An 18,494-nucleotide genomic window follows, 5' to 3' on the forward strand; every position below is an offset into this window, starting at 1 on the left:
GTTCCCGCTCGCCGAGATCCCGGAGATGGGGCGCGGCAAGGGCGTGCGCCTGCAGAAGTACAAGGATGGCGGCGTGCTGGACATCAAGCCCTTCTCGCTCGAAACCGGCCTCAGCTGGCAGGATTCGGCCGACCGCACCTTCATCCGCTCGCGCGAGGAGCTGGCCGAATGGATCGGCGCCCGCGCCGCCGCCGGCCGCATGGTGCCGAAGGGTTTCCCGAGGACGGGGAAGTTCGGCTAGCGCGCGCCTCTCCTTCTCCCCTTGCGGGGTGAGAAGCGGTCCGCGCTAGCGGACGAAAAGCCAATTGCTTGGCTTTTCGAGCTTCGAACGCCCTGAGCCTGCGAAGGGCCGGGCGGTGGCCGATCCACCCCGGCCGGGTCCCCGCTGCTTCGCGGCGTCCCGGCGTTCGCTGGCCTTTCACCGTGCCACTGGCACGATGAATTCGCCTTCGGCGAACCGGCTGCTCACCCCGCAAGGGAGAAGGAAGACCTCCGCCCAATCATTTGGACTATCGTCACGATTGCTGCACTATGATGGTGCACAGGCAAACCCGGGGGCAGGGGAGAAACGCGCGCTTGAAGCAGACCGAGATCCAGAAACCGGGGCAGCGGCTGTTCGGCCTGTCGACGCCGCTCAGGGCCGCCGTCATCCCGCCGCTGTCTGCGGCGCGCTGGCTGTTGGTGCTGATCGTCGCCGCCGGCGTCTATTTCTTCCACGGCTTCCTGTTCCCGGTTCTGGCCGCCCTCGTCATCGCTTTCGCCAGCTGGCCGCTCTACCGCCGCCTGCTGGCCGCCGTCGGCGGCAACCGCACCATCGCCGCCACCTTCGCCATCCTCTTCATCCTCACCTTCCTGGTGGTGCCGATCGCGCTTGCCGGCACCTATGCCATCAACGAGGTCCGGGAATGGGTCGGCTGGGCGATCGAAACCAACCGCCACGGCGCGGTGACGCCGCACTGGATCGCCACCATGCCGATCGTCGGCGAATGGCTGAACGAGCAGTGGACGACCAATCTCGGCCATCCGGGCGGCATCGGCGAACTGATCCAATTGGTCAGCGGCGCCAATATCGGCAGCATCTATCGCGGCGCGCTCGCCGCCGGCGGCAGCGCGTTCGGCCTGCTTTTGACGCTGCTGTTCATGATGATCGCGCTGTTCTTCGCTTATCGCGATGGCGAACATTTCGCCGCGCAGGTCGACCGCCTCGGCGAGCGCATCCTGCCGACCCGCTGGGAGCGGATTTCGCGCGTGGTGCCGGCGACGATCTCGTCCACCGTCACCGGCATGACCATCATCGCCATCGGCGAGGGGGTGGTGCTTGGCGTCGCCTACTGGCTGGCCGGCGTGCCGTCGCCGGTGACGCTCGGCGCCTTGACCGGCATCATGGCGCTGATCCCCGGCGGCGCGCCGCTCTCCTTCACGCTGGTATCGATCTACCTTGCCGCCAGCGGCTCGCCAATGGCGGGCCTGGCGCTTTTTGCCTGGGGCGCGGTCGAGCTGTTCATCGTCGACAAGACGCTGCGCCCCAAGCTGGTCGGCGGGCCGATCAAACTGCCTTTCCTGCCGACCTTTTTCGGCCTGATCGGCGGCGTCAAGACGATGGGCTTCCTCGGCCTGTTCATCGGCCCGGTGCTGATGGCACTCTTGGTCGCGATCTGGCGCGAGTGGCTGCGTGAGGTCGAGCTGATGGACGATTCCGCTGCCACGGCGCTTGCGGAGACCAAGGACGGCCCGCCGCAGATCGAGATCGCCGCCGAAAAGAAGAAGATTCAGACCGGGTGACTGACCGCCAGCGTGGCGCGGCGCTTGCGCCCCTCATGCAATTGCCACAGCGAATGGCCGACAAGCGTCACGATCAGGATCGCGCCGCCGATCAGGCTGTTGCGCGACGGCGTCTCGGAGAAGATCATCCACACCCAGACCGGCGCCAGCACCGTTTCCAACAGGTAGAACATCGCCACTTCCGGCCCTGAGATGTATTTCGGCCCGTTGGCCAGGCAGAAGAACGAGATCGGCATGATCACCGCGCCGTTGAAGATGATCCACCACGGCGCGTCCACCTGAAAGCCGGTCTTCGAGACCATGACGGCGGCGACGCTGAAGGGCAGCACCACGCCGATGAGCGAGGTGAAGCCCATGTCCTTGCCGCTGGCGCGCGAGATGGTGATCGCGCAGGCGACGCAGAGCGCGGAGCACAGGGCCATGACATCGCCGAACAGATATCCGTTGCCGATGGAGTCGCCGACGATGATGGCGACGCCGACGATCATCAGCGCCAGTGCCGCCAGCGTCAGCGGCCGTGGTCGTTCCTTCAGGAACAGCCAGGACAGCAGCGCCGAGAACATGGTGGTGAAGGCGAGGATGAAGACGAGGTCGGCGGTCGAGGTGTTGTAGACGGCGGTGATGAAGGCGATCGAGCCGAGCCCGTAGAGCGTCGCCACCGCAAGCCCCGCCCGGCCGGGAACGAGTTGCGGCGCCCGGTCGCTCAGCGAGCGCCAGACCGCCCAGATGACAAGTCCGGCAAGGAAAGTGGTGCCGGTGCGCAGCAACAGGATCGTCCATGCCTCGCCATGGGCGAGCCTGATCAGCGGGATGTCGACGGTCAGCGTCATGCCGCCGATGGCGGTGAGCAGAAGGCCTTTCTGGTGGTCGTGGTTGGAGGACATGTCGGCAATTCTCGCAATGGAATTTGCAGGCGGACGGCCGGCGGCGCGATAGCGCATTCTCTCGCCGTTCGGCGGCAAGACCAGCATCCCGCTGCTTGAAACAGTTTTAAGGTCGGGCTTGGAAAGGGTTAGTCAGCGCGTGACCGCTTCGTGCTCGTAGCGTTCCCAGCCTTTCGGGCCGAGATGCTCCTGCGGCATGAAGCGCATTTTATAGCTCATCTTGCGCGAGCCGTTGACCCAGTAGCCGAGATAGACATGGGGCAGGCCCATGGCTCTCGCTCGGGCGATATGGTCGAGGATCATGAAGGTGCCGAGCGAGCGGTCCTCGAAGTCCGGATTGAAGTAGGAATAGACCATCGACAGCCCGTCGGCCATCTTGTCGGTCAGCGCCACCGCGATCAGCTCGCCCTGGCCCTTGCCGGTGATGAAGGTGTCGGGGCCGCGCCGCCTGTATTCGATGATCTTGGTGTCGACGTGGGTATCCTCGACCATCATGGCGTAGTCGAGCACCGTCATGTCCGACATGCCGCCGCGGCGATGGCGGGCGTCGAGATAGGCGCGGAACAGCGAGTATTGCTCGGTCGACGGCTGCGCGTCGTGCATGGCCCCGACGAGGTCGGCATTGTGCTGGATCACCCGCTTCATGTTGCGGCTGGCGGTGAATTCCTGCGCCAGGATGCGCACCGACACGCAGGCCCGGCAGGTCTCGCAGGCGGGCCGGTAGGCGATGTTCTGCGAGCGCCGGAAACCGCCTTGCGTCAACAGGTCGTTCATCTCGGGCGCCTTGTCGCCGACGAGGTGAGTGAACACCTTGCGTTCGAACTGGCCCTCCAGATACGGGCACGGCGACGGCGCGGTCAGGAAGAACTGCGGCGACTGGGTCGGGTGCTGCGTCATGGATTCCGGGAAACGCTCCTACGAATCGCCTTACCTTTGGCCCGACCGGCGAAAAATTCAACAGGATTGTGGAGCGGTGGCTGACTGAGGGCCTTCATAATTGCGCATAAGCGCCCGCGTTCGCCCTCGAAAATGCTGTTTCAGCGATCTGTACGGCTCACCACCGTGCCAAGCAGCAGGTCGTGCAGCGTGCGCTTGCGGTCCGAAAACAGCGTCACCAGGAGCACCAGCGGCGTCAGCATGACGTTGCCGGCCCAGAACAGCACCGAATGCACGACAGCGGTCAGCCCGTCGATGCGGGTGCCGTCAAGGCGGTCGAGCCGGATGCCCATCAGCTTCATGCCGGTGGTCGCCTGGTCGGCGCTGCCCAGCGTGTTCCAGATGTAGAGAACGGCGACCGCCGGCACGAGCACCGAAAAAAGCATCCAGCCGAGGCCAAACGTCAGCAGCCCGAGGACTGCGACCAGGATGGCGAAGGGAATGGTGAGCAGTCCGATGATCAGATAGTCGATCAGGCAGGCAAGGATGCGCCGGGTGCGCACGCCGTCATAGGCCCTGACGTCGTCGAGCTTACTGGTAATGATTTCGCCGTCAAGTACACGCGCGTTCATGTCATGCCCTCGTAACCGGGCCCGCGATAGGGTGCGGGCGATCCGCCATTGAAATGGTGAAAGCCGATGGCGGAATCAAGATCGTCGGTCGGGGTGCGACGTGCGGAGGTCGCTCGAGCGGTTGAATTCACGGCAAGGATGGCGTTAGCTTGCTGCGGCGCAACAAGACGCCGAGGGGACGGGGGTATTATGGACTATGACATGCTGGTCATCGGCAGCGGCCCTTCGGGGCGCCGCGCCGCGGTGCAGTCCGCCAAGCTCGGCAAATCGGTGCTGGTGGTCGACAGGGGCCGGCGCCTCGGCGGCGTCTCGGTGCACACCGGCACCATCCCGTCGAAGACACTGCGCGAGACGGTTCTCAACCTTTCCGGCTGGCGCGAGCGCGGCTTCTACGGACGGGGCTACCGGGTCAAGCAGGACATTTCGGTCAGCGACCTCGTCGAGCGCCTGCACAAGACGCTCGACCACGAGGTCGAGGTGCTGCAGCACCAGTTCATGCGCAACGCGGTCAAGAGTTCGCGCGCCACGGCGAAATTCCTCGGCCCCAACAAGGTCAGCCTGACGAGCGACAATGGCGACTATAGCGAGGTCGGCTTCGCCAATGCGCTGATCGCCGTCGGTACCAGGCCGCACCGGCCGCGCGACGTGCCGTTCGACAAGACCCGCGTCTTCGACAGCGACGAGATGCTGGAGCTCGACCGGCTGCCGCGCACGCTGACTGTGATCGGCGCCGGCGTCATCGGCGTCGAATACGCCACCATCTTTTCGGCCCTCGACGTGCCGGTGACGCTGGTCGAGCCGCGCAACACCATCCTCGATTTCGTCGACCGCGAGATCGTCGACGACTTCATCCATCAGATGCGCGATCGCGGCATGACCATCCGCCTCGGCAGCACGGTCAAGGAGATCACCTCAAAGCCCGATTATGCCGAGGTCACCCTTGCCGATGGCCGCACCATCCGCTCCGAGATCGTGCTTTATGCCGCCGGCCGCAGCGGCAATCTCGGCAGCCTCGGCCTCGACGTGGTCGGCATCGAGTCCGACTCCAGGGGCCGCATCAAGGTCGACGCGAACACGTTCCAGACCAGCGTGCCCAACATCTATGCCACCGGCGACGTCATCGGCTTCCCGAGCCTAGCCTCGACCTCGATGGAGCAGGGCAGGGTGGCCGCCTGCCACGCTTTCGGCGTGCTGTTGCCGCCGCCGCCGGAAACCTTTCCCTACGGCATCTACGCTGTGCCCGAAATCTCCACCGTCGGCCAATCGGAGGAGCAGGTGCGCGAAAGCGGCGCCGCCTACGAGGTCGGCGTGGCGCGCTTCCGCGAAACCTCGCGCGGCCACATCATGGGCGTCAACTCGGGCTTCCTGAAGCTGCTGTTCTCGGTCGAAACGCGCCGGCTGCTCGGCGCCCACATCGTCGGCGAGGGCGCCACTGAACTCATCCATATCGGCCAGGCGGTGATCAATCTCGGCGGCACGGTCGACTTCTTCGTCAACAACACCTTCAACTACCCGACCCTGGCCGAAGCCTACAAGATCGCCGGGCTCGATGCCTGGAACCGGATGGGGAAGGGATAGGGCTCCGGTCCTAGTCCACTCACGCCACGGCCGGATCCGCCAGCCATTGCCTGACGATGGCCGCGTCCGGGTCGCCGATCTCATGTCCCGATGCAACGATGCGAGCATCGACCGTGGCGCCGCGCTGGCTTAGCAGCGTCACCAGCGCCGGCGCGAACGGGCCGTAGGTGAGGTCGGCGGCGCCGGCGATCATCAGCACCTTAGTGCCGCCGAGATCCGTCGGCGGTGCCTCGTCGAGCACCGGCATCGGCCGCAGGAGTGCTGCCCGCCGGACCAGACCGGGATGAAGCAGCATCAGGCTCGAGACCAGATTGGCGCCGTTCGAATAGCCGAGGAAGGCCGCGCGGGAGAGATCGAGCCCGTGGCGCTTCGTCGCCTCGGCAACGAAGGTGGCGAAGGTGTCCGTCTCCGTGCGGATGCTGGTCTGCTCGAAGCTGGTCGGCGTGATCCGCTCGAACCAGCGAAAGCCGTCCTCTTGCGGGATTCGACCGCGCGCCGCGACCAGCGCTGCCCTGGGCGCGATCTGTCTCGCAAGCGGTACCAGCGTGGTTTCATCGACGCCGGATCCATGCAGCAGGAACAGGCATTCGCCGCTTGCGCCGGATGGCTTGATGAAGCGATGGAGGAAGCTCAAGTCATAGAAGACGCCGCCATCGTCAGTATATTCAGGCACGCTCATATCCTTTTGATTTCATGGCTGTTTCATTGATTTGCCGGCTTCAAAACGGATTATTTTCTTGCTCCGCGAAAGTTGATTGAACCAGGCTTACTTCAGTCCGTTTCTGCGCCGATACACTCCCTCTCACGGGAGGAATCAAAGCGGTGCGCCGGGGGTCGCATTGCCCGAATGAACGACCAGCTTTGAGGCCTTTTGTCGATGACCATGCCAGTTTCGCCCGGACGGGAAACACGTATCCACGATCGCGATACGCGTATCCACGATCGCGACACGCGTATCGACGTGTTTCGCGCGCTCGCGCTGCTCACCATCTTCATCGACCATGTGCCTGGCACAATGTTCGAGACGCTGACCTACAAGAATTTCGGCTTCTCGGACGCGGCCGAAGCCTTTGTGCTGATCTCCGGCATGTCGGTGGCGCTCGCCTACGGCAGCAAATTCCAGCCCGGCGGCCGGCTGCTGGCGACGCTGAAAATGTGGCGGCGCGCCGGCGTGCTCTATGCCGCCCACATCGTCACGACCATGGTGGTGATGGCGCTGTTCTGCGCCGCAGCGGTGTTCGCCCGGCGGCCGGAGCTGCTGAAGCTGATCAACATCGAGCCGCTGATGAAAAACACGCCGGAGGTGCTGGTCGGCATCGTCACGCTCGGCCACCAGCTCGGCTACAACAACATCCTGCCCGTCTATGCGGTGCTGCTTTTGCTGGCGCCGGTCTTCCTGCTGTTGATCAGCTACAGGCCGGTGCCGGCGCTTGTACTGTCGGCTGCCCTGTGGCTGATCGCCGGCATCTGGCAGATCGCGCCGCCGAACTATCCGGAGCCCGGCTTCTGGTTCCTCAATCCGCTGTCCTGGCAATTCCTGTTCAACATCGGCCTGGCCGCCATGCTGCATGTCAGGCGCGGCGGAACCATTCCGGTCAATCGTTGGCTGGTCGGCGCTGCCGCCGCCTATGTGCTGACGGCGCTGGTCTGGGTGCACAGCCCGCTCTGGGGCCGCATATCCTGGCTCGACCTGCCGGTGGTGCTGACCGGCTTCGACAAGACCTTCCTGTCGCTGCCCAGGCTCCTGCACATATTGGCGGTGAGCTATCTGATCGTCGCGCTGCCGGCGGTCTCGAACCTGTTCCGCACCAGCACCGACCATCCGCTGGCCATCCTCGGCAAGCGCTCGCTGCCGGTGTTCATCGCCGGCACGGTTCTCGCCATGGTGGCGCAGGTGCTGAAGCTGATCAATCCGGGCGGCTTTGCCTACGACACGCTGCTGATATCGGCCGGCATCGCCATGCAGTTCGCGCTCGCCTTCTATCTCGAATGGCTGTCGGGCATCGGTTTACTGGGCCGGAAGCCGGTCCGCGGCGAGGCGCCGGCGCGACCAACGTTCGTCGCCCAGCCGATGGCCGCTGGCAATCGCTGAGGATCAGGCCTTCGCCGGCCCGGTCGATGCCCTGATGACGAGTTCGACGCCGAGCATCTCGCGCCGCACCGCGCCATCGAAATCGAGGATCATCCGCGCCGCCCGACGGCCGATCTCGGTGATCGGCTGGACGATGGTGGTGAGCTGAGGTCTGCTCAGCAGGCCATCCGGCACGCCATCAAAGCCGACGACCGAGACGTCGCCCGGGACGTTCAGGCCGCGCTCCGTCAGCCAGTCGATCGCGACCATGGCCATCCGGTCCGACATGGCCAGGATCGCGGTGGGCGGCTTGCCGCTGGCGAAGATGGCCTCGAGGCCGGCCCTGGTGGTGGCCGCCTCGTTTTCGGTCTCGTAGACCGGCACCCTGGTGGTATCGACGCCGAAGCGGGCAAGCTCCTCGAAATAGCCGGCAAGCCGGTCGCGCGTTGCCGTGTAGAGCGCCGTCCCGAGCAGCCCGGGCGTCACAAGACCGGTGCTGCCATCGACGAAAGGCAGCGACAGGACGGCGAAGCGGCGATGCCCAAGTTCGCCGAGATGACGCGCGGCGAGCCTGGCGCCGGCGATGTTGTCGATGCCGATCATCGAGATGGTGTCGTCATCGAAGCCGATCGCGAGCGCGACGAAGGGAAGCCTGCGTTCGCGCGTCAATTCGACGAGGCGAGGACCGCCCTCGATGCAGAACAGGATGAAGCCGTCGACCAGGGCGCTCTGGATGTTCCAGGCGAGCTTCTCGTCATTCTGAGCTGACACCAACGCGATCCCGGCACCGGTGGCGTCGCATGCCTGCGAGATGCCGGCCATCATCACACGGGCGAAAGGATCGTCGAAGAAATAGGAGAGCGGCTCTGTGGTGCAGACGCCGATGGCGTTGACCTTGCCGGCGCGCAGCAGCCGGCCCTTGGGGTCGGGACCCGCATAACCCATCGCTTCCGCCACCGCCTTTACCCGCTCGCGCACTTCCGCGCGCACGATCTCCGGCCGGCTGAAGACGTTGGAGGCCGTGCCGTGCGAGACCCCGGCGGCTTTGGCGATATCGGCGAGCCGGATGGGTCGTGCCTGGCCTTCGACGAGTGCTGCCATGTCAGTTCTCCGAACCTCTAGCGCTGCAATACATGGACGGGGATCGATCTCCGGTCCATCTATCATTTTTCTTGGATCGATTCAAATATTGCTTGACTCTATCGCCTGGCGGCGTATTCTTGAATCGATCCAATCGGCAATTCGGCCGATGGAGCAGGTTGAAAAGGAGGGTGCCATGCATCCGGTCAACTTTCTGTTCGAGGACGTCTACCGCAACGATTGGGGCATTGCCTCGGCCACGCTCAGCGAAAGGCGCCGCGGCAAGGCAAGTCCATGGAAGCGCGAGCTGCGCTTTATCGTGGATCGTAGGCGCGGCTGATCGGTCCGCTTTTTCTGTATCGGTTAATTGGATCGATTCAATTTTCGGGAGAACAGTCATGCATCCGATAAGCCATCTGTTCGAGGACATCTATCGCAACTACTGGGGCATCTCACCCGCTAGCGACCGGCCCGAACGGCGGCGCCTGACGAGGCCGGCGGTGCGCAACCGCGACTGGTTGGCAAGACGCAAGCGCCGGCAGGACTGATTCCCGACCTCAGGGCCGGTTCTGGATCAGCGCCGATCCCGCGATCGCCAGCCAGCCGGCGATCAGCAAGGTGCCGCCGATCGGCGCCGACATCGGGAACAGCCGCGATCCCAGGAAGTCGCGGGCGAGAAGATCGCCGCAGAACAGCACCAGACCGACAAGCAGGAGCAGGCTCGCAATTCGCAAGGGGCGGCCGGCGCCGATCAGCCCGACGGCGAGGAAGACCGGCGCATGCATCAGCAGGAAGGACGCCGCCGTGCCGACGAAGGCGCCGCCGAGATGCGCCGCCGCGGCCGACAGCGCCACGCCCGCCGCGCCGCAAAGGCCGCCGGCAAGAACGAGGATGCGGCTGCCGGTTTTTGCCGGGTGTTCGGCCAAGCTCATGGATGTCTCCGTCGTAGCGAGCGATACGCAGGCCGCTCAGGGCTTGCCGGGTTCCAGCACCATATGCCTTGCCCGCCGCGACTGGACAATCCAGTTGTAGACCGCGCCGCCGGCCATCAGCACCGACGTGCCCAGAAAAACCGAGCGCATGCCGAAATGGCCACCGGCGAAGCCGCCGAGCAGTGGCCCGGCCACCTGGCCGACATACTGCGCCGAGATCGACAGGCCCAGCACGTTGCCGCCGACGCCGTCGGGAACGTTGTGGCGGATGACGCTGGTGATGCAGGGCAACAGGCCGCCCAGCGCCAGCCCCATCAGGAAGCGCAGGCCGATCAGCTGCCAGCCCGCGGTGACGAAGGCCTGCGGGATCAACAGCAGGGCCGAAACGCCAAGTGCCGCGATCACGACGTTCCAATGGCCGATGCGGTCGGCCAGCCTGCCCAGCCACGAGGCCGACAGGATGGCGCCGAGCGCCGCCGCCGACATGACGACGCCGGCGACCAGCGTCACCCGGCTCTGGTCCTCGATCAGCTGCTGCACATAGACGGTGATGATCGGCTCGATCGACATGGTGGCGAAGGCAAGCAGCATGCCGGTCGCCAGCATGGCGGCGACCGGCCGCTTGTCGGGGATCTGCGACCAGCCGCTTTTCGGCTTTGACGCAGCTTTGGTTTTGGCGGCCGGTGGGCGAGGGGTCTCCTTGATGAGAAAAGTCGTCGCCAGGAAGGCGAGGAAGATGACGCCGCCCGACAAAAGGAAGGTGGCGCGGATGCCGATCACCGGCGGCAATGCGCCGCCCAGCAGCGGGCCGACCAGGGAGCCTGCGGTGATGCCGGCCGACAGCACGCCCAGCGCCCAGCCGGAACGCTCCTTCGGCGTCTGCATGGCGACCAGTATGGTCGAGCCCGACGAATAGCCGCCGGCAAAGCCGATCAGGAGACGCAGCAGCACCAGCTGCCAGACGGTCTCGACCATGCCGGTCAGCGACATGCAGATGGCCATTCCGAAGCTGGCCCGCACCAGCATCAGCTTGCGGCCGTAGCGGTCGCCGAGCCGTCCCCACAGCGGCGCCACAAGTGCCGCCGCAAGGAAGGTGGCGCCATAGGCGATGCCCGACCATTGCACGATCGCCGCATGGCCCTCGGCGCCAAGCTGCTCGACATAGAGCGGCAGGAAGGGCAACAGCAGGGTCATGGCGATGAGCGTGCTGAACGAGCCAGCAAAACAGACGGCGAGATTGCGTCGCCAGTGGACATTGTAGCCGCCGTGCTCGCTGCCGTGCTCGCTCATGTCATGCCTGCCCGGTCAGGGGGATTGTTGCGGATGCCAATTTGGGATACCAAGCTGGTATCCGTCATGAACCTCAACCCTGTCGCTGTCAATCGACCGTTACCAACGAGACCGCCATGTCGCAGATGCAGAGCGTCGAACGGCAGCTTCGCGAAATGATCCTCGGCCTCGAGATCGGGCCCGGCGAGCGCCTGACCGAGCGCTGGATCGAAAGCCGCTTCGCCGCCTCGCGCACCCCGGTCAGGGCGGCGCTGCTGCGGCTGGAGACCGAGGGCCTGATCTGCCGCGACGGGCGCGGCTGGACCGTCTCGCCCATCAACCTCGCCGAGCTCGAGCAGATCGCCGTCTATCGCGAGGCGGTAGAGGTGGCCGCTATCCGGCTTACTTGCGCGCTGGAGGGCAAGAGCGCCATCGATCTCATCGAGGCGATGCTGGACTCCTGCGATGCCGCCACAGCGCGCGAGGAATGGCACCGCGTCGGCATGGATTTCCACATCGAGCTTGCCAGGCTTTCCGGCAACGACTTCCTGTTCCGGGCGGTCCGCGATGCGATGACCAGGCTGTCGCGCGCCCGCTGGCTCGAGGTGCGCGACGAGGCGGCACTTGGCCGCGCCTGGGCGGAGCACCATGCGGTGCTGGCCGCCGTGCGGGCAGGCGATGCCGACGAGGCGGCGGGGCTGCTTTCAACCCATATCGTCGGCAGCCGCGACCGGCTGGTGACGTCGCTGCGCGACGACCGGCGCGGCCTGCGCGCCAGGGGCTTCGCCGTCGTCGCCGCCTGATCGCGATTCAGTTCGCTTTGGCTCTCGCTTCGCGTGCGCCGATGGCGTAAGAGCGGCGATGGAAAACAACCGGTTTGAAATACCCGTGACCGTCAAGTCGGCCACGGCGGGAACCAATCAGCTCTTGCGCAGCGCGCGCGAGGCTTCCGACTATCTGCTCAACAGCTGGCCCGGCAAGCGCAGCGCCAAACACCGCGAAGCGCTGCAGGCCTGCCACGACGCTCTGGCCGGCGACAAGCCGGCGATGAATGCGAGGCGCGCCTTCATCGCGGCCGCCCGCGAAGTGAATGTCTTCGTCAGCGACAAGGCCTCCGCATAAGCGACGCGGCCTGCTGACTGCATTGTTACTTGGCCGTTTCCGCTTCCGTCTTGTCCGCGGGCTTCGAACGCTCCTTGGCGGCGACCTTGGCCGCCAGCTTCTCGGCCTTCTTGGCGGCCTTCTGGCGATCGCGCTCCTTGCGTTCCTGACCGTAGTTCGGTGCTCGCGCCATATCGCTTCCTTTCAACTGCGGGACTTGACGTCCTGCCTAGGAGCATTGGAGCGCAAACACAACGGCTGAAGCAAGAATAGGCGGACAATGATCCCGCCCTCGGTTCGGGGCTTGCAAGACAGGCGGCACAATGGTGTAGGAGAAATCTGCGCGCCAGCGCCAGGCTGATTGAAACGACGGACCGATGGCCACGCCTCTCCGAACCGCCGCCAAGGTGTTTTACTACGCGCGCAACTTCGCGCGCGACCTCGCTCCGCAGGCGCTGTTCCGTCGCCGGCTGGCGGGATGGCTGGAGCAGACACGGCGGTCGGACGGCTCGGTCCGCGAGCGGGTGAACTACTACAACAGGCTGGAGCGGCCCTTCGCGCCGAGCCCGGCCGCGGTGCCGGTCAGTCGCATGCCGTTTTCTCCGAGCATGTATTATTACGACCTCAAGGAATTTGCCCGCTATTTCGATCCGGCGCTGCTCATCGATCTCGAATTCGGTGATGTCATCGACGTCCCAAAGATGCCGGCGATCGTCAAGGACCGGCCGATCACGGACGGCAACGGCAATGCCGTGCTGATGAAGCTGGACAAGTTCCGCCACTTCCAGCTGCCGGCCGACCGGCAGCCCTTCGCCGACAAGCGTCCGCTCGTGGTCTGGCGCGGCGATCTCAACAACCCGATCCGCACGCGGTTCCTCGATGCCGTGCGCGACTTGCCGATCTGCGATGTCGGGACGCCGAAGAAGGAGGCCAAGGCCGAATACCAAAAACCCTATCTCACCATCGATGAGCAGCGGCGCTACCGCTACATCGTCTCGCTCGAAGGCAACGATGTCGCGACCAACCTCAAATGGATCATGAGCTCGAACTCGCTCTGCCTGATGCCGCCGCCGACCTACGAGACCTGGTTCGCCGAAAGCGAGGTCAGGGCCGATGTCCACTATGTGCCGCTGGCCCCCGACTTCTCCGATCTCGCCGACCGGGTGGCCTATTTCGAAAAGCACCCGGCCGAGGCCGAACGCATCGTCGCCGCCGCCAATGCCTATTGCCAGAAGTTCCGCAACGAGCGGGACGAGCAGGCGATCTCGCTGCTCGTCCTCTACAAATATTTCGTGCTCGGCGGCCAGGTCAAACCGGATCCCGAGGTCTGGCGTTTCATAACCGGCTGACCCTTCCGGCGATCAGACGTCGCTGCGGTCGAGCACCAGGTCGGCAGGCCCGAAGCGGCCCTTGGCCGTCAGCTGCTGGTGCCAATAGGGGTAGAGAACCGGCGGCCGGCTGACGGCGTCGAGCCGCGCCCGCTCATCGAAGGACAGCGTCAGGCTGGCGGCGGCGATGTTGTCCTTGAGCTGCGCCTCGCTGCGGGCGCCGATCACCAGCGACGACACCGCCGGCCGGCCGAGCAGCCAGGCGAGCGCCACCTGCGCGCCGGACACGCCCCTGGCCTTGCCGATGTCGACCAGCACGTCGACGATCCGCCACAGCCGGTCCTCGTCGCGGATCGGCGGTTCCCACCAGCCGCCGATCTGGCGGGCGGTCGGACTGTTGCGGTCGTATTTGCCGCTGAGCAGCCCGCCGGCGAGCGGGCTCCACACCAGCACGCCGAGCCCCTGGTCGACCGAGATCGGCAGCAGTTCGTATTCTGCCTCGCGCGCCTCCAGCGTGTAGTGGATCTGCTGGGTGACGAAGCGCGGCTGGTGGCTGCTGTCGCTGATGGCGAGTGCCTTCATCACCTGCCAGCCGGAATAGTTGGAGCACCCGACGTAGCGGATCTTGCCCTGGCTCACCAGCGTGTCGAGCGCGGCGACCGTTTCCTCGAGCGGCGTCACGCCATCCCATTCGTGCAGGAAGTAGATGTCGATGACGTCGGTCTTCAGCCGCTTCAGGCTCTTCTCGCACTCGCGGATCAGGTGGTGGCGCGACAGGCCCTCGTCATTGGGACCCTTGCCGATGCGCATGCGCGCCTTGGAGGCGATCAGCACATCGTCCTTGCGCTTGCCGCCGAGCGCCTCGCCGATGATCTCTTCCGAAATCCCGTTCGAATAGACGTTGGCGGTGTCGATGAGGTTGATGCCGGCATCGATGCAGAGGTCGATCATCCGGCTTGCTTCCTTGAGGTCGGTCTTGCCGACCGCCGCGAAGGCGCCGGCGCCGCCGAATGTCATGGTGCCGAGCGTCAATGTCGAAACCTTCAGCCCGGAACGGCCGAGTGTACGGTATTCCATTTGAGATCCTCGCAATCGCATTGAGAGAGGCGCCACGAATGGGCAGCCCGAATAGGACAGCCTATTTGTAGGACAAGTTGCTCGGCTTGTCGCCCCATCGCGGCGACCGGTCGATCACATCTGCAGCAGCGGCATTGCAATAAAACCGTCATTGCCGGCCTTTATTGAAGTCGGCTCAGGATGGCGAACGGAGAAGCACGATGAGCGAACTGAAACCGAATTCCGGAGCCAGGGACTGGCTGGAAGCCGAACTCGCCGACACGCTCGACGAGGACTACGAGCTCGAGATATCGGAGCCGGCGCTGTCGCTCGAGATCGCCAAGATCTACAAGGAGTCGCATCCGCCCTCGATCGAACGCATGCAATATTTCCGAGACTTGCTGCGGCTCCAGTCCGAACTGATCAAGCTGCAGTCCTGGGTGGCCTATCACAAGAAGAAGGTCGTGGTGGTCTTCGAGGGCCGCGACTCCGCCGGCAAGGGCGGCGTCATCAAGCGCATCACGCAGCGGCTCAATCCGCGCATCTGCCGTGTCGTGGCGCTGCCGGCGCCGACCGAGCGCGAGAAATCGCAATGGTATTTCCAGCGCTACGTGCCGCATCTGCCGGCCGGCGGCGAGATCGTGCTGTTCGACCGCTCCTGGTACAACCGCTCCGGCGTCGAGCGGGTGATGGGCTTCGCCGGGCCGGACCAGGTCGAAGAGTTCTTCCACGACGTGCCGGAATTCGAGCGCATGCTGGTGCGCTCCGGCATCACCCTGGTCAAATACTGGTTCTCGATAACCGACGAGGAGCAGCAGATGCGCTTCCTGATGCGCATCCATGATCCGATGAAGCAGTGGAAGCTGTCGCCGATGGACCTGCAATCGCGCGTGCGCTGGGAGCAGTATACCAAGGCCAAGGAAGAAACCTTCGCCCGCACCAACATTCCCGAGGCGCCATGGTTCATCGTCGAAGGCAACGACAAGAAGCGCGCCCGGCTGAACTGCATCGACCATCTCCTGCAGCAGTTTCCCTATGAGGAGGTGCCGCATGAGGAGATCACGCTGCCGGAGCGCGTCTTCAACCCCGAATACGAGCGCCAGGTGCTGCCGCGCGAGCTTTACGTGCCGGAGAAGTATTGAGCACCTTTTTTCCTTCTCCCCGTTTCACGGGGAGAAGGTGCCCGAAGGGCGGATGAGGGGCAGCGCCGACGCCAGCGATTGAGCCTTAGTTCGCGGTCAGCGGCTTATCGCCAATCTCCAACCGGCAGCGCTGCCCCTCATTGCCCTGCCGGGCATTTCTCCCCGTGAACGGGGAGAAAGAGCTGTAATCACGCCCGCTCAATCACCACATGCGTAGCGAGTGGCGTCGCCACCTGCTCGGTGCACTGGTAGCCAAGGCCCGGCATGTCCAGGCCGGCGAAAAGATGCTCGCCCTTGCCGAGCAGCACCGGCGATATCGCCAGGTGCATCTCGTCGATGAGCCGCTCCTGCAGATACTGCCGGACGGTCGAAACGCCGCCGCCGACGCGCACATCCTTGCCGGCGGCCGCCTCCCTGGCCTGTTCCAGCGCCGAATGGATGCTGTCGGTGACGAAATAGAACGTCGTCCCACCTTCCATCTCGATCGGCGCGCGTTTGTGGTGCGTGAGCACGAAAGTCGGCACGTGATAGGGCGGGTTGTCACCCCACCAGCCTTTCCAGCTGTCGTCCGGCCAGTCGCCGCGGATCGGTCCGAACATGTTGCGGCCGAGGATCCAGGCGCCGACATTCTCGAAGCTGCGCGCCGCGAACGCGTCGTCGGTGTCGGTGGTGCCGCCGTCCTGGCCCATCACAACCTTGCGAAAAAAGCGGGTGCCGATCATCCATTTGTGGAGGTTCTCGCCGCCGATACCGAGCGGGTTGGCGAGATCCTGGTCAGGGCCGGCCCCGAAGCCGTCGAGCGACAGGGTGAAAGCATTGACACGAAGTTTCGACATGCTACCTCCTTCATAACCAGTTGTAATTTGCAAGCAGTTAGTGGTTAGCCTAACTGATTGCGTATTGCAAGCGGTATCTGGTGCGCGGATGGATGCGGATCGCGCCCCGGCAAGTTCAGGAGAATGATCAGTTCGGCGACGGCGAACTACCAACCTCGTCAGCCGTGTCACTGGCAGACATCGTTCCACCGGCGACAAGCTGGCGCTGCAATGCCATCAACATGGTTCTGCCGAGCTCATCGGGTGCCTCGCAATTCGTTGACACTCGATAGGAGTTGTCGACATAGGAACAAAAACCAACCGCCAGCAACTCAACGTCTCCGGCTGTCTCCAGTTGCACCGCCACTTGAAAGAGATGGTCTTGGAGATAGCGAGGGCCATTTGCGTGAAGCGTGGAATCGTCGACCGGCGCCCCGTCCGACACGACGAGCAATATTTTCCGGCGCTCGGGACGTTTCCGCAGCCGGTCGGCTGCCCATTCGATGGCCTCGCCGTCGATATTTTCCTTGAGCAGGTCCGGCCGCAACATCACCTTGAGAGCATGACCGATACTGCCCTGACGCATATCGTTGGCCTCCCGATAAACGATATGAAGCAGGTCGTTCAGCCTGCCCGGATTTTTGGGCCGGCCATCTGCATCCCAGGTCTGCCGTGAGTACCCACCGCGCCAGGCGCGCGTGGTGAAGCCCAGGAGCTCGACCTTGATGCCTAGCGTCCTCAGGAACTCCTGTGCAATGTCGACGGAAGCGGCGGCGTAGAGCATTTTTTGGCCGCGCATCGATCCGGAGTGATCGACGAGAATGGAAACAACGGTATTGGCGAGGTCGGGCGCCGACGGGCCGTTGCGGATTCCCGCGGCGAGATCAGCCGCCTGAATGAGATGTTTCGTCCTCCAGCCCGCCAGGCCGTTCTCCAGTTCGGCCCATGCGGTGTCGAGCGCGGATTGATGCTTTCCCGAAAGCGGCCCGATAGCACTGGACAGCTTGGAACTCGGCACAATCCAGTCATGGAGCGTGACGTAGGCGTGATAGCCCGGCGTAGTGGTATCGCCGAGTGGGGTGGCAACGAACAATGATTTGAGATGCTTGCCCAGCCCCCGCAGCAATGTCGGCTATCCCTTCAGCATCGCTGCCACTTCCGGCGCGAAATAGGTGAGGATGCCGTCGCAGCCGGCGCGTTTCAGCGCAAGCAGCGATTCCAGCATAGCCTTCTCGCCGTCGATCCAGCCATTGGCGGCGGCCGCCTTGATCATCGAATATTCGCCCGACACCTGATAGGCGAAGGTCGGCATCTGCAGCTCGTCCTTCAGCCGGCGGATGATGTCGAGATAGGGCAGGCCGGGCTTCACCATCAGCATGTCGGCGCCTTCGGCGAGGTCCTGCTCGGCCTCGCGCACCGCTTCGTCCGAATTGGCGTGGTCGAGATAGTAGGTCTTCTTGTCGCCCTTGAGCAGGCCGGCCGTGCCCACCGCCTCGCGATACGGGCCGTAGAAGGCGGAGGCGAACTTCGTCGCGTAGGACATGATCGCCACGTCCTGGAAACCATTGGCATCGAGCGCGTCGCGGATGGCGCCGATGCGGCCGTCCATCATGTCCGACGGCGCGATGATGTCGGCGCCGGCTGCAGCCTGGATGACGGCTGCCGCCGCCACCTGTTCCACGGTCTCGTCATTGACAATAATGCCGTCGCGCAGGATGCCGTCATGGCCATGGCTGGTGAACGGATCGAGCGCGGCGTCGGTGATGATGCCGATCTCCGGCACCGCATGCTTGATGGCGCGGGTGGCGCGGTTGATGATGTTTTCCGGGTCGAGGATGTGCGAGCCGGTCTGGTCGCGCAGCGAAAGCTCGACATTGGGAAAAGTGGCGATCGCCGGAATGCCGAGCTTGGCCGCACGCTCGGCCTCCTTGACCGCGAGGTCGAGCGA

At 64.5% G+C, this 18,494-nt stretch carries 21 protein-coding genes and 1 pseudogene; 10 read left to right on the forward strand and 12 right to left on the reverse strand.

Annotated elements, in window-relative coordinates; translation table 11 throughout:
* Together EN738_RS14115 and EN738_RS14120 are read left to right on the forward strand one after the other, a co-directional pair.
* A pseudogene (locus EN738_RS14115) lies at positions 1-241 on the forward strand (DNA topoisomerase IV subunit A); the annotation flags it as partial.
* A 335-nt stretch (positions 242-576) separates the two neighbouring features.
* Entirely contained in the window at positions 577-1,782 is a 1,206-nt protein-coding gene (locus EN738_RS14120) for an AI-2E family transporter (RefSeq protein ID WP_127284214.1), read from the forward strand.
* Here EN738_RS14120 and EN738_RS14125 read toward each other — a convergent pair.
* The 3 genes from EN738_RS14125 to EN738_RS14135 all read right to left on the reverse strand — a co-directional run bounded on the left by EN738_RS14125 (position 1,770) and on the right by EN738_RS14135 (position 4,174).
* Positions 1,770-2,666 carry an EamA family transporter gene (locus EN738_RS14125; protein ID WP_127284215.1) on the reverse strand — a complete coding sequence of 299 codons (897 nt, stop codon included), beginning with the start codon at positions 2,664-2,666 and terminating at the stop codon, positions 1,770-1,772. The two genes, EN738_RS14120 and EN738_RS14125, sit on opposite strands and share 13 nt — an antisense overlap.
* A 132-nt stretch (positions 2,667-2,798) precedes the next feature.
* On the reverse strand, positions 2,799-3,563 hold the full coding sequence (locus tag EN738_RS14130) for an arginyltransferase (RefSeq protein ID WP_127284216.1): 765 nt from the start codon (positions 3,561-3,563) through the stop codon (positions 2,799-2,801).
* 140 nt (positions 3,564-3,703) lie between these two features.
* Positions 3,704-4,174 carry an RDD family protein gene (locus EN738_RS14135; protein WP_127284217.1) on the reverse strand — a complete coding sequence of 157 codons (471 nt, stop codon included), beginning with the start codon at positions 4,172-4,174 and terminating at the stop codon, positions 3,704-3,706.
* Positions 4,175-4,363: 189 nt separating this feature from the next.
* Between EN738_RS14135 and sthA the strand changes: the two genes are divergently transcribed.
* Positions 4,364-5,752: a Si-specific NAD(P)(+) transhydrogenase gene (gene sthA / locus EN738_RS14140; RefSeq protein WP_127284218.1), complete on the forward strand. Its 1,389-nt coding sequence runs from the start codon at positions 4,364-4,366 to the stop codon at positions 5,750-5,752.
* A gap of 19 nt (positions 5,753-5,771) precedes the next feature.
* On the opposite strand, the gene EN738_RS14145 is transcribed toward sthA, so the two are convergent.
* A complete protein-coding gene (locus tag EN738_RS14145) occupies positions 5,772-6,431 on the reverse strand; it encodes an alpha/beta hydrolase (protein WP_127284219.1) in 660 nt (219 codons plus the stop codon).
* Between the two features lie 198 nt (positions 6,432-6,629).
* On the opposite strand from EN738_RS14145, the gene EN738_RS14150 reads away from it, so the two are divergent.
* The gene (locus tag EN738_RS14150) at positions 6,630-7,844 is read left to right on the forward strand and encodes an OpgC family protein (protein WP_127284220.1); all 1,215 of its coding nucleotides are present in this window, start codon (positions 6,630-6,632) and stop codon (positions 7,842-7,844) included.
* 3 nt (positions 7,845-7,847) lie between these two features.
* On the opposite strand, the gene EN738_RS14155 is transcribed toward EN738_RS14150, so the two are convergent.
* Complete coding sequence (locus tag EN738_RS14155; RefSeq protein ID WP_127284221.1) at positions 7,848-8,924, reverse strand: substrate-binding domain-containing protein; 1,077 nt, start codon at positions 8,922-8,924, stop codon at positions 7,848-7,850.
* Positions 8,925-9,099: 175 nt separating this feature from the next.
* Here EN738_RS14155 and EN738_RS35475 point away from each other — a divergent pair, with 175 nt between their 5' ends.
* Complete coding sequence (locus EN738_RS35475) at positions 9,100-9,243, forward strand: hypothetical protein (RefSeq protein ID WP_189340463.1); 144 nt, start codon at positions 9,100-9,102, stop codon at positions 9,241-9,243.
* Positions 9,244-9,301: 58 nt separating this feature from the next.
* Positions 9,302-9,451, forward strand: a complete 150-nt coding sequence (locus tag EN738_RS35480; RefSeq protein WP_187331415.1) for a hypothetical protein — start codon at positions 9,302-9,304, stop codon at positions 9,449-9,451.
* Between the two features lie 9 nt (positions 9,452-9,460).
* Here the strand turns inward: EN738_RS35480 and EN738_RS14160 are convergent, their stop codons facing one another.
* Both EN738_RS14160 and EN738_RS14165 read right to left on the reverse strand, forming a co-directional pair.
* The gene (locus tag EN738_RS14160; RefSeq protein ID WP_127284222.1) at positions 9,461-9,835 is read right to left on the reverse strand and encodes a DUF423 domain-containing protein; all 375 of its coding nucleotides are present in this window, start codon (positions 9,833-9,835) and stop codon (positions 9,461-9,463) included.
* A 36-nt stretch (positions 9,836-9,871) separates the two neighbouring features.
* Positions 9,872-11,125 (reverse strand): multidrug efflux MFS transporter, encoded by a 1,254-nt coding sequence (locus EN738_RS14165; protein WP_127284223.1) that lies wholly within the window; start codon positions 11,123-11,125, stop codon positions 9,872-9,874.
* A gap of 116 nt (positions 11,126-11,241) precedes the next feature.
* Between EN738_RS14165 and EN738_RS14170 the strand changes: the two genes are divergently transcribed.
* Complete coding sequence (locus EN738_RS14170; protein WP_127284224.1) at positions 11,242-11,907, forward strand: GntR family transcriptional regulator; 666 nt, start codon at positions 11,242-11,244, stop codon at positions 11,905-11,907.
* A 58-nt stretch (positions 11,908-11,965) separates the two neighbouring features.
* Positions 11,966-12,226: a DUF982 domain-containing protein gene (locus tag EN738_RS14175; RefSeq protein WP_127284225.1), complete on the forward strand. Its 261-nt coding sequence runs from the start codon at positions 11,966-11,968 to the stop codon at positions 12,224-12,226.
* Positions 12,227-12,251: 25 nt separating this feature from the next.
* Here EN738_RS14175 and EN738_RS14180 read toward each other — a convergent pair whose 3' ends face one another.
* A complete protein-coding gene (locus EN738_RS14180) occupies positions 12,252-12,398 on the reverse strand; it encodes a hypothetical protein (RefSeq protein ID WP_127284226.1) in 147 nt (48 codons plus the stop codon).
* Between the two features lie 184 nt (positions 12,399-12,582).
* Here EN738_RS14180 and EN738_RS14185 point away from each other — a divergent pair, with 184 nt between their 5' ends.
* Positions 12,583-13,554 (forward strand): glycosyl transferase family 90, encoded by a 972-nt coding sequence (locus EN738_RS14185; protein ID WP_127284227.1) that lies wholly within the window; start codon positions 12,583-12,585, stop codon positions 13,552-13,554.
* Positions 13,555-13,566: 12 nt separating this feature from the next.
* On the opposite strand, the gene EN738_RS14190 is transcribed toward EN738_RS14185, so the two are convergent.
* Positions 13,567-14,610 (reverse strand): aldo/keto reductase, encoded by a 1,044-nt coding sequence (locus EN738_RS14190; RefSeq protein ID WP_127284228.1) that lies wholly within the window; start codon positions 14,608-14,610, stop codon positions 13,567-13,569.
* Between the two features lie 200 nt (positions 14,611-14,810).
* Here EN738_RS14190 and ppk2 point away from each other — a divergent pair, with 200 nt between their 5' ends.
* Positions 14,811-15,731 (forward strand): polyphosphate kinase 2, encoded by a 921-nt coding sequence (gene ppk2 / locus EN738_RS14195; RefSeq protein WP_127284229.1) that lies wholly within the window; start codon positions 14,811-14,813, stop codon positions 15,729-15,731.
* Positions 15,732-15,919: 188 nt separating this feature from the next.
* Here the strand turns inward: ppk2 and EN738_RS14200 are convergent, their stop codons facing one another.
* The 3 genes from EN738_RS14200 to hemB form a co-directional block, all read right to left on the reverse strand.
* The gene (locus tag EN738_RS14200; protein WP_127284230.1) at positions 15,920-16,567 is read right to left on the reverse strand and encodes a dihydrofolate reductase family protein; all 648 of its coding nucleotides are present in this window, start codon (positions 16,565-16,567) and stop codon (positions 15,920-15,922) included.
* A gap of 127 nt (positions 16,568-16,694) precedes the next feature.
* Positions 16,695-17,672 carry a cobalamin biosynthesis protein CobT gene (locus EN738_RS14205; RefSeq protein WP_127284231.1) on the reverse strand — a complete coding sequence of 326 codons (978 nt, stop codon included), beginning with the start codon at positions 17,670-17,672 and terminating at the stop codon, positions 16,695-16,697.
* A 6-nt stretch (positions 17,673-17,678) separates the two neighbouring features.
* A partial coding sequence (gene hemB / locus EN738_RS14210) for a porphobilinogen synthase (protein ID WP_127284232.1) occupies positions 17,679-18,494 on the reverse strand: 816 nt, incomplete at its 5' end.

This window comes from Mesorhizobium sp. M4B.F.Ca.ET.017.02.2.1 (assembly GCF_003998955.1).
Classification (GTDB): Bacteria; Pseudomonadota; Alphaproteobacteria; order Rhizobiales; family Rhizobiaceae; genus Mesorhizobium; species Mesorhizobium abyssinicae.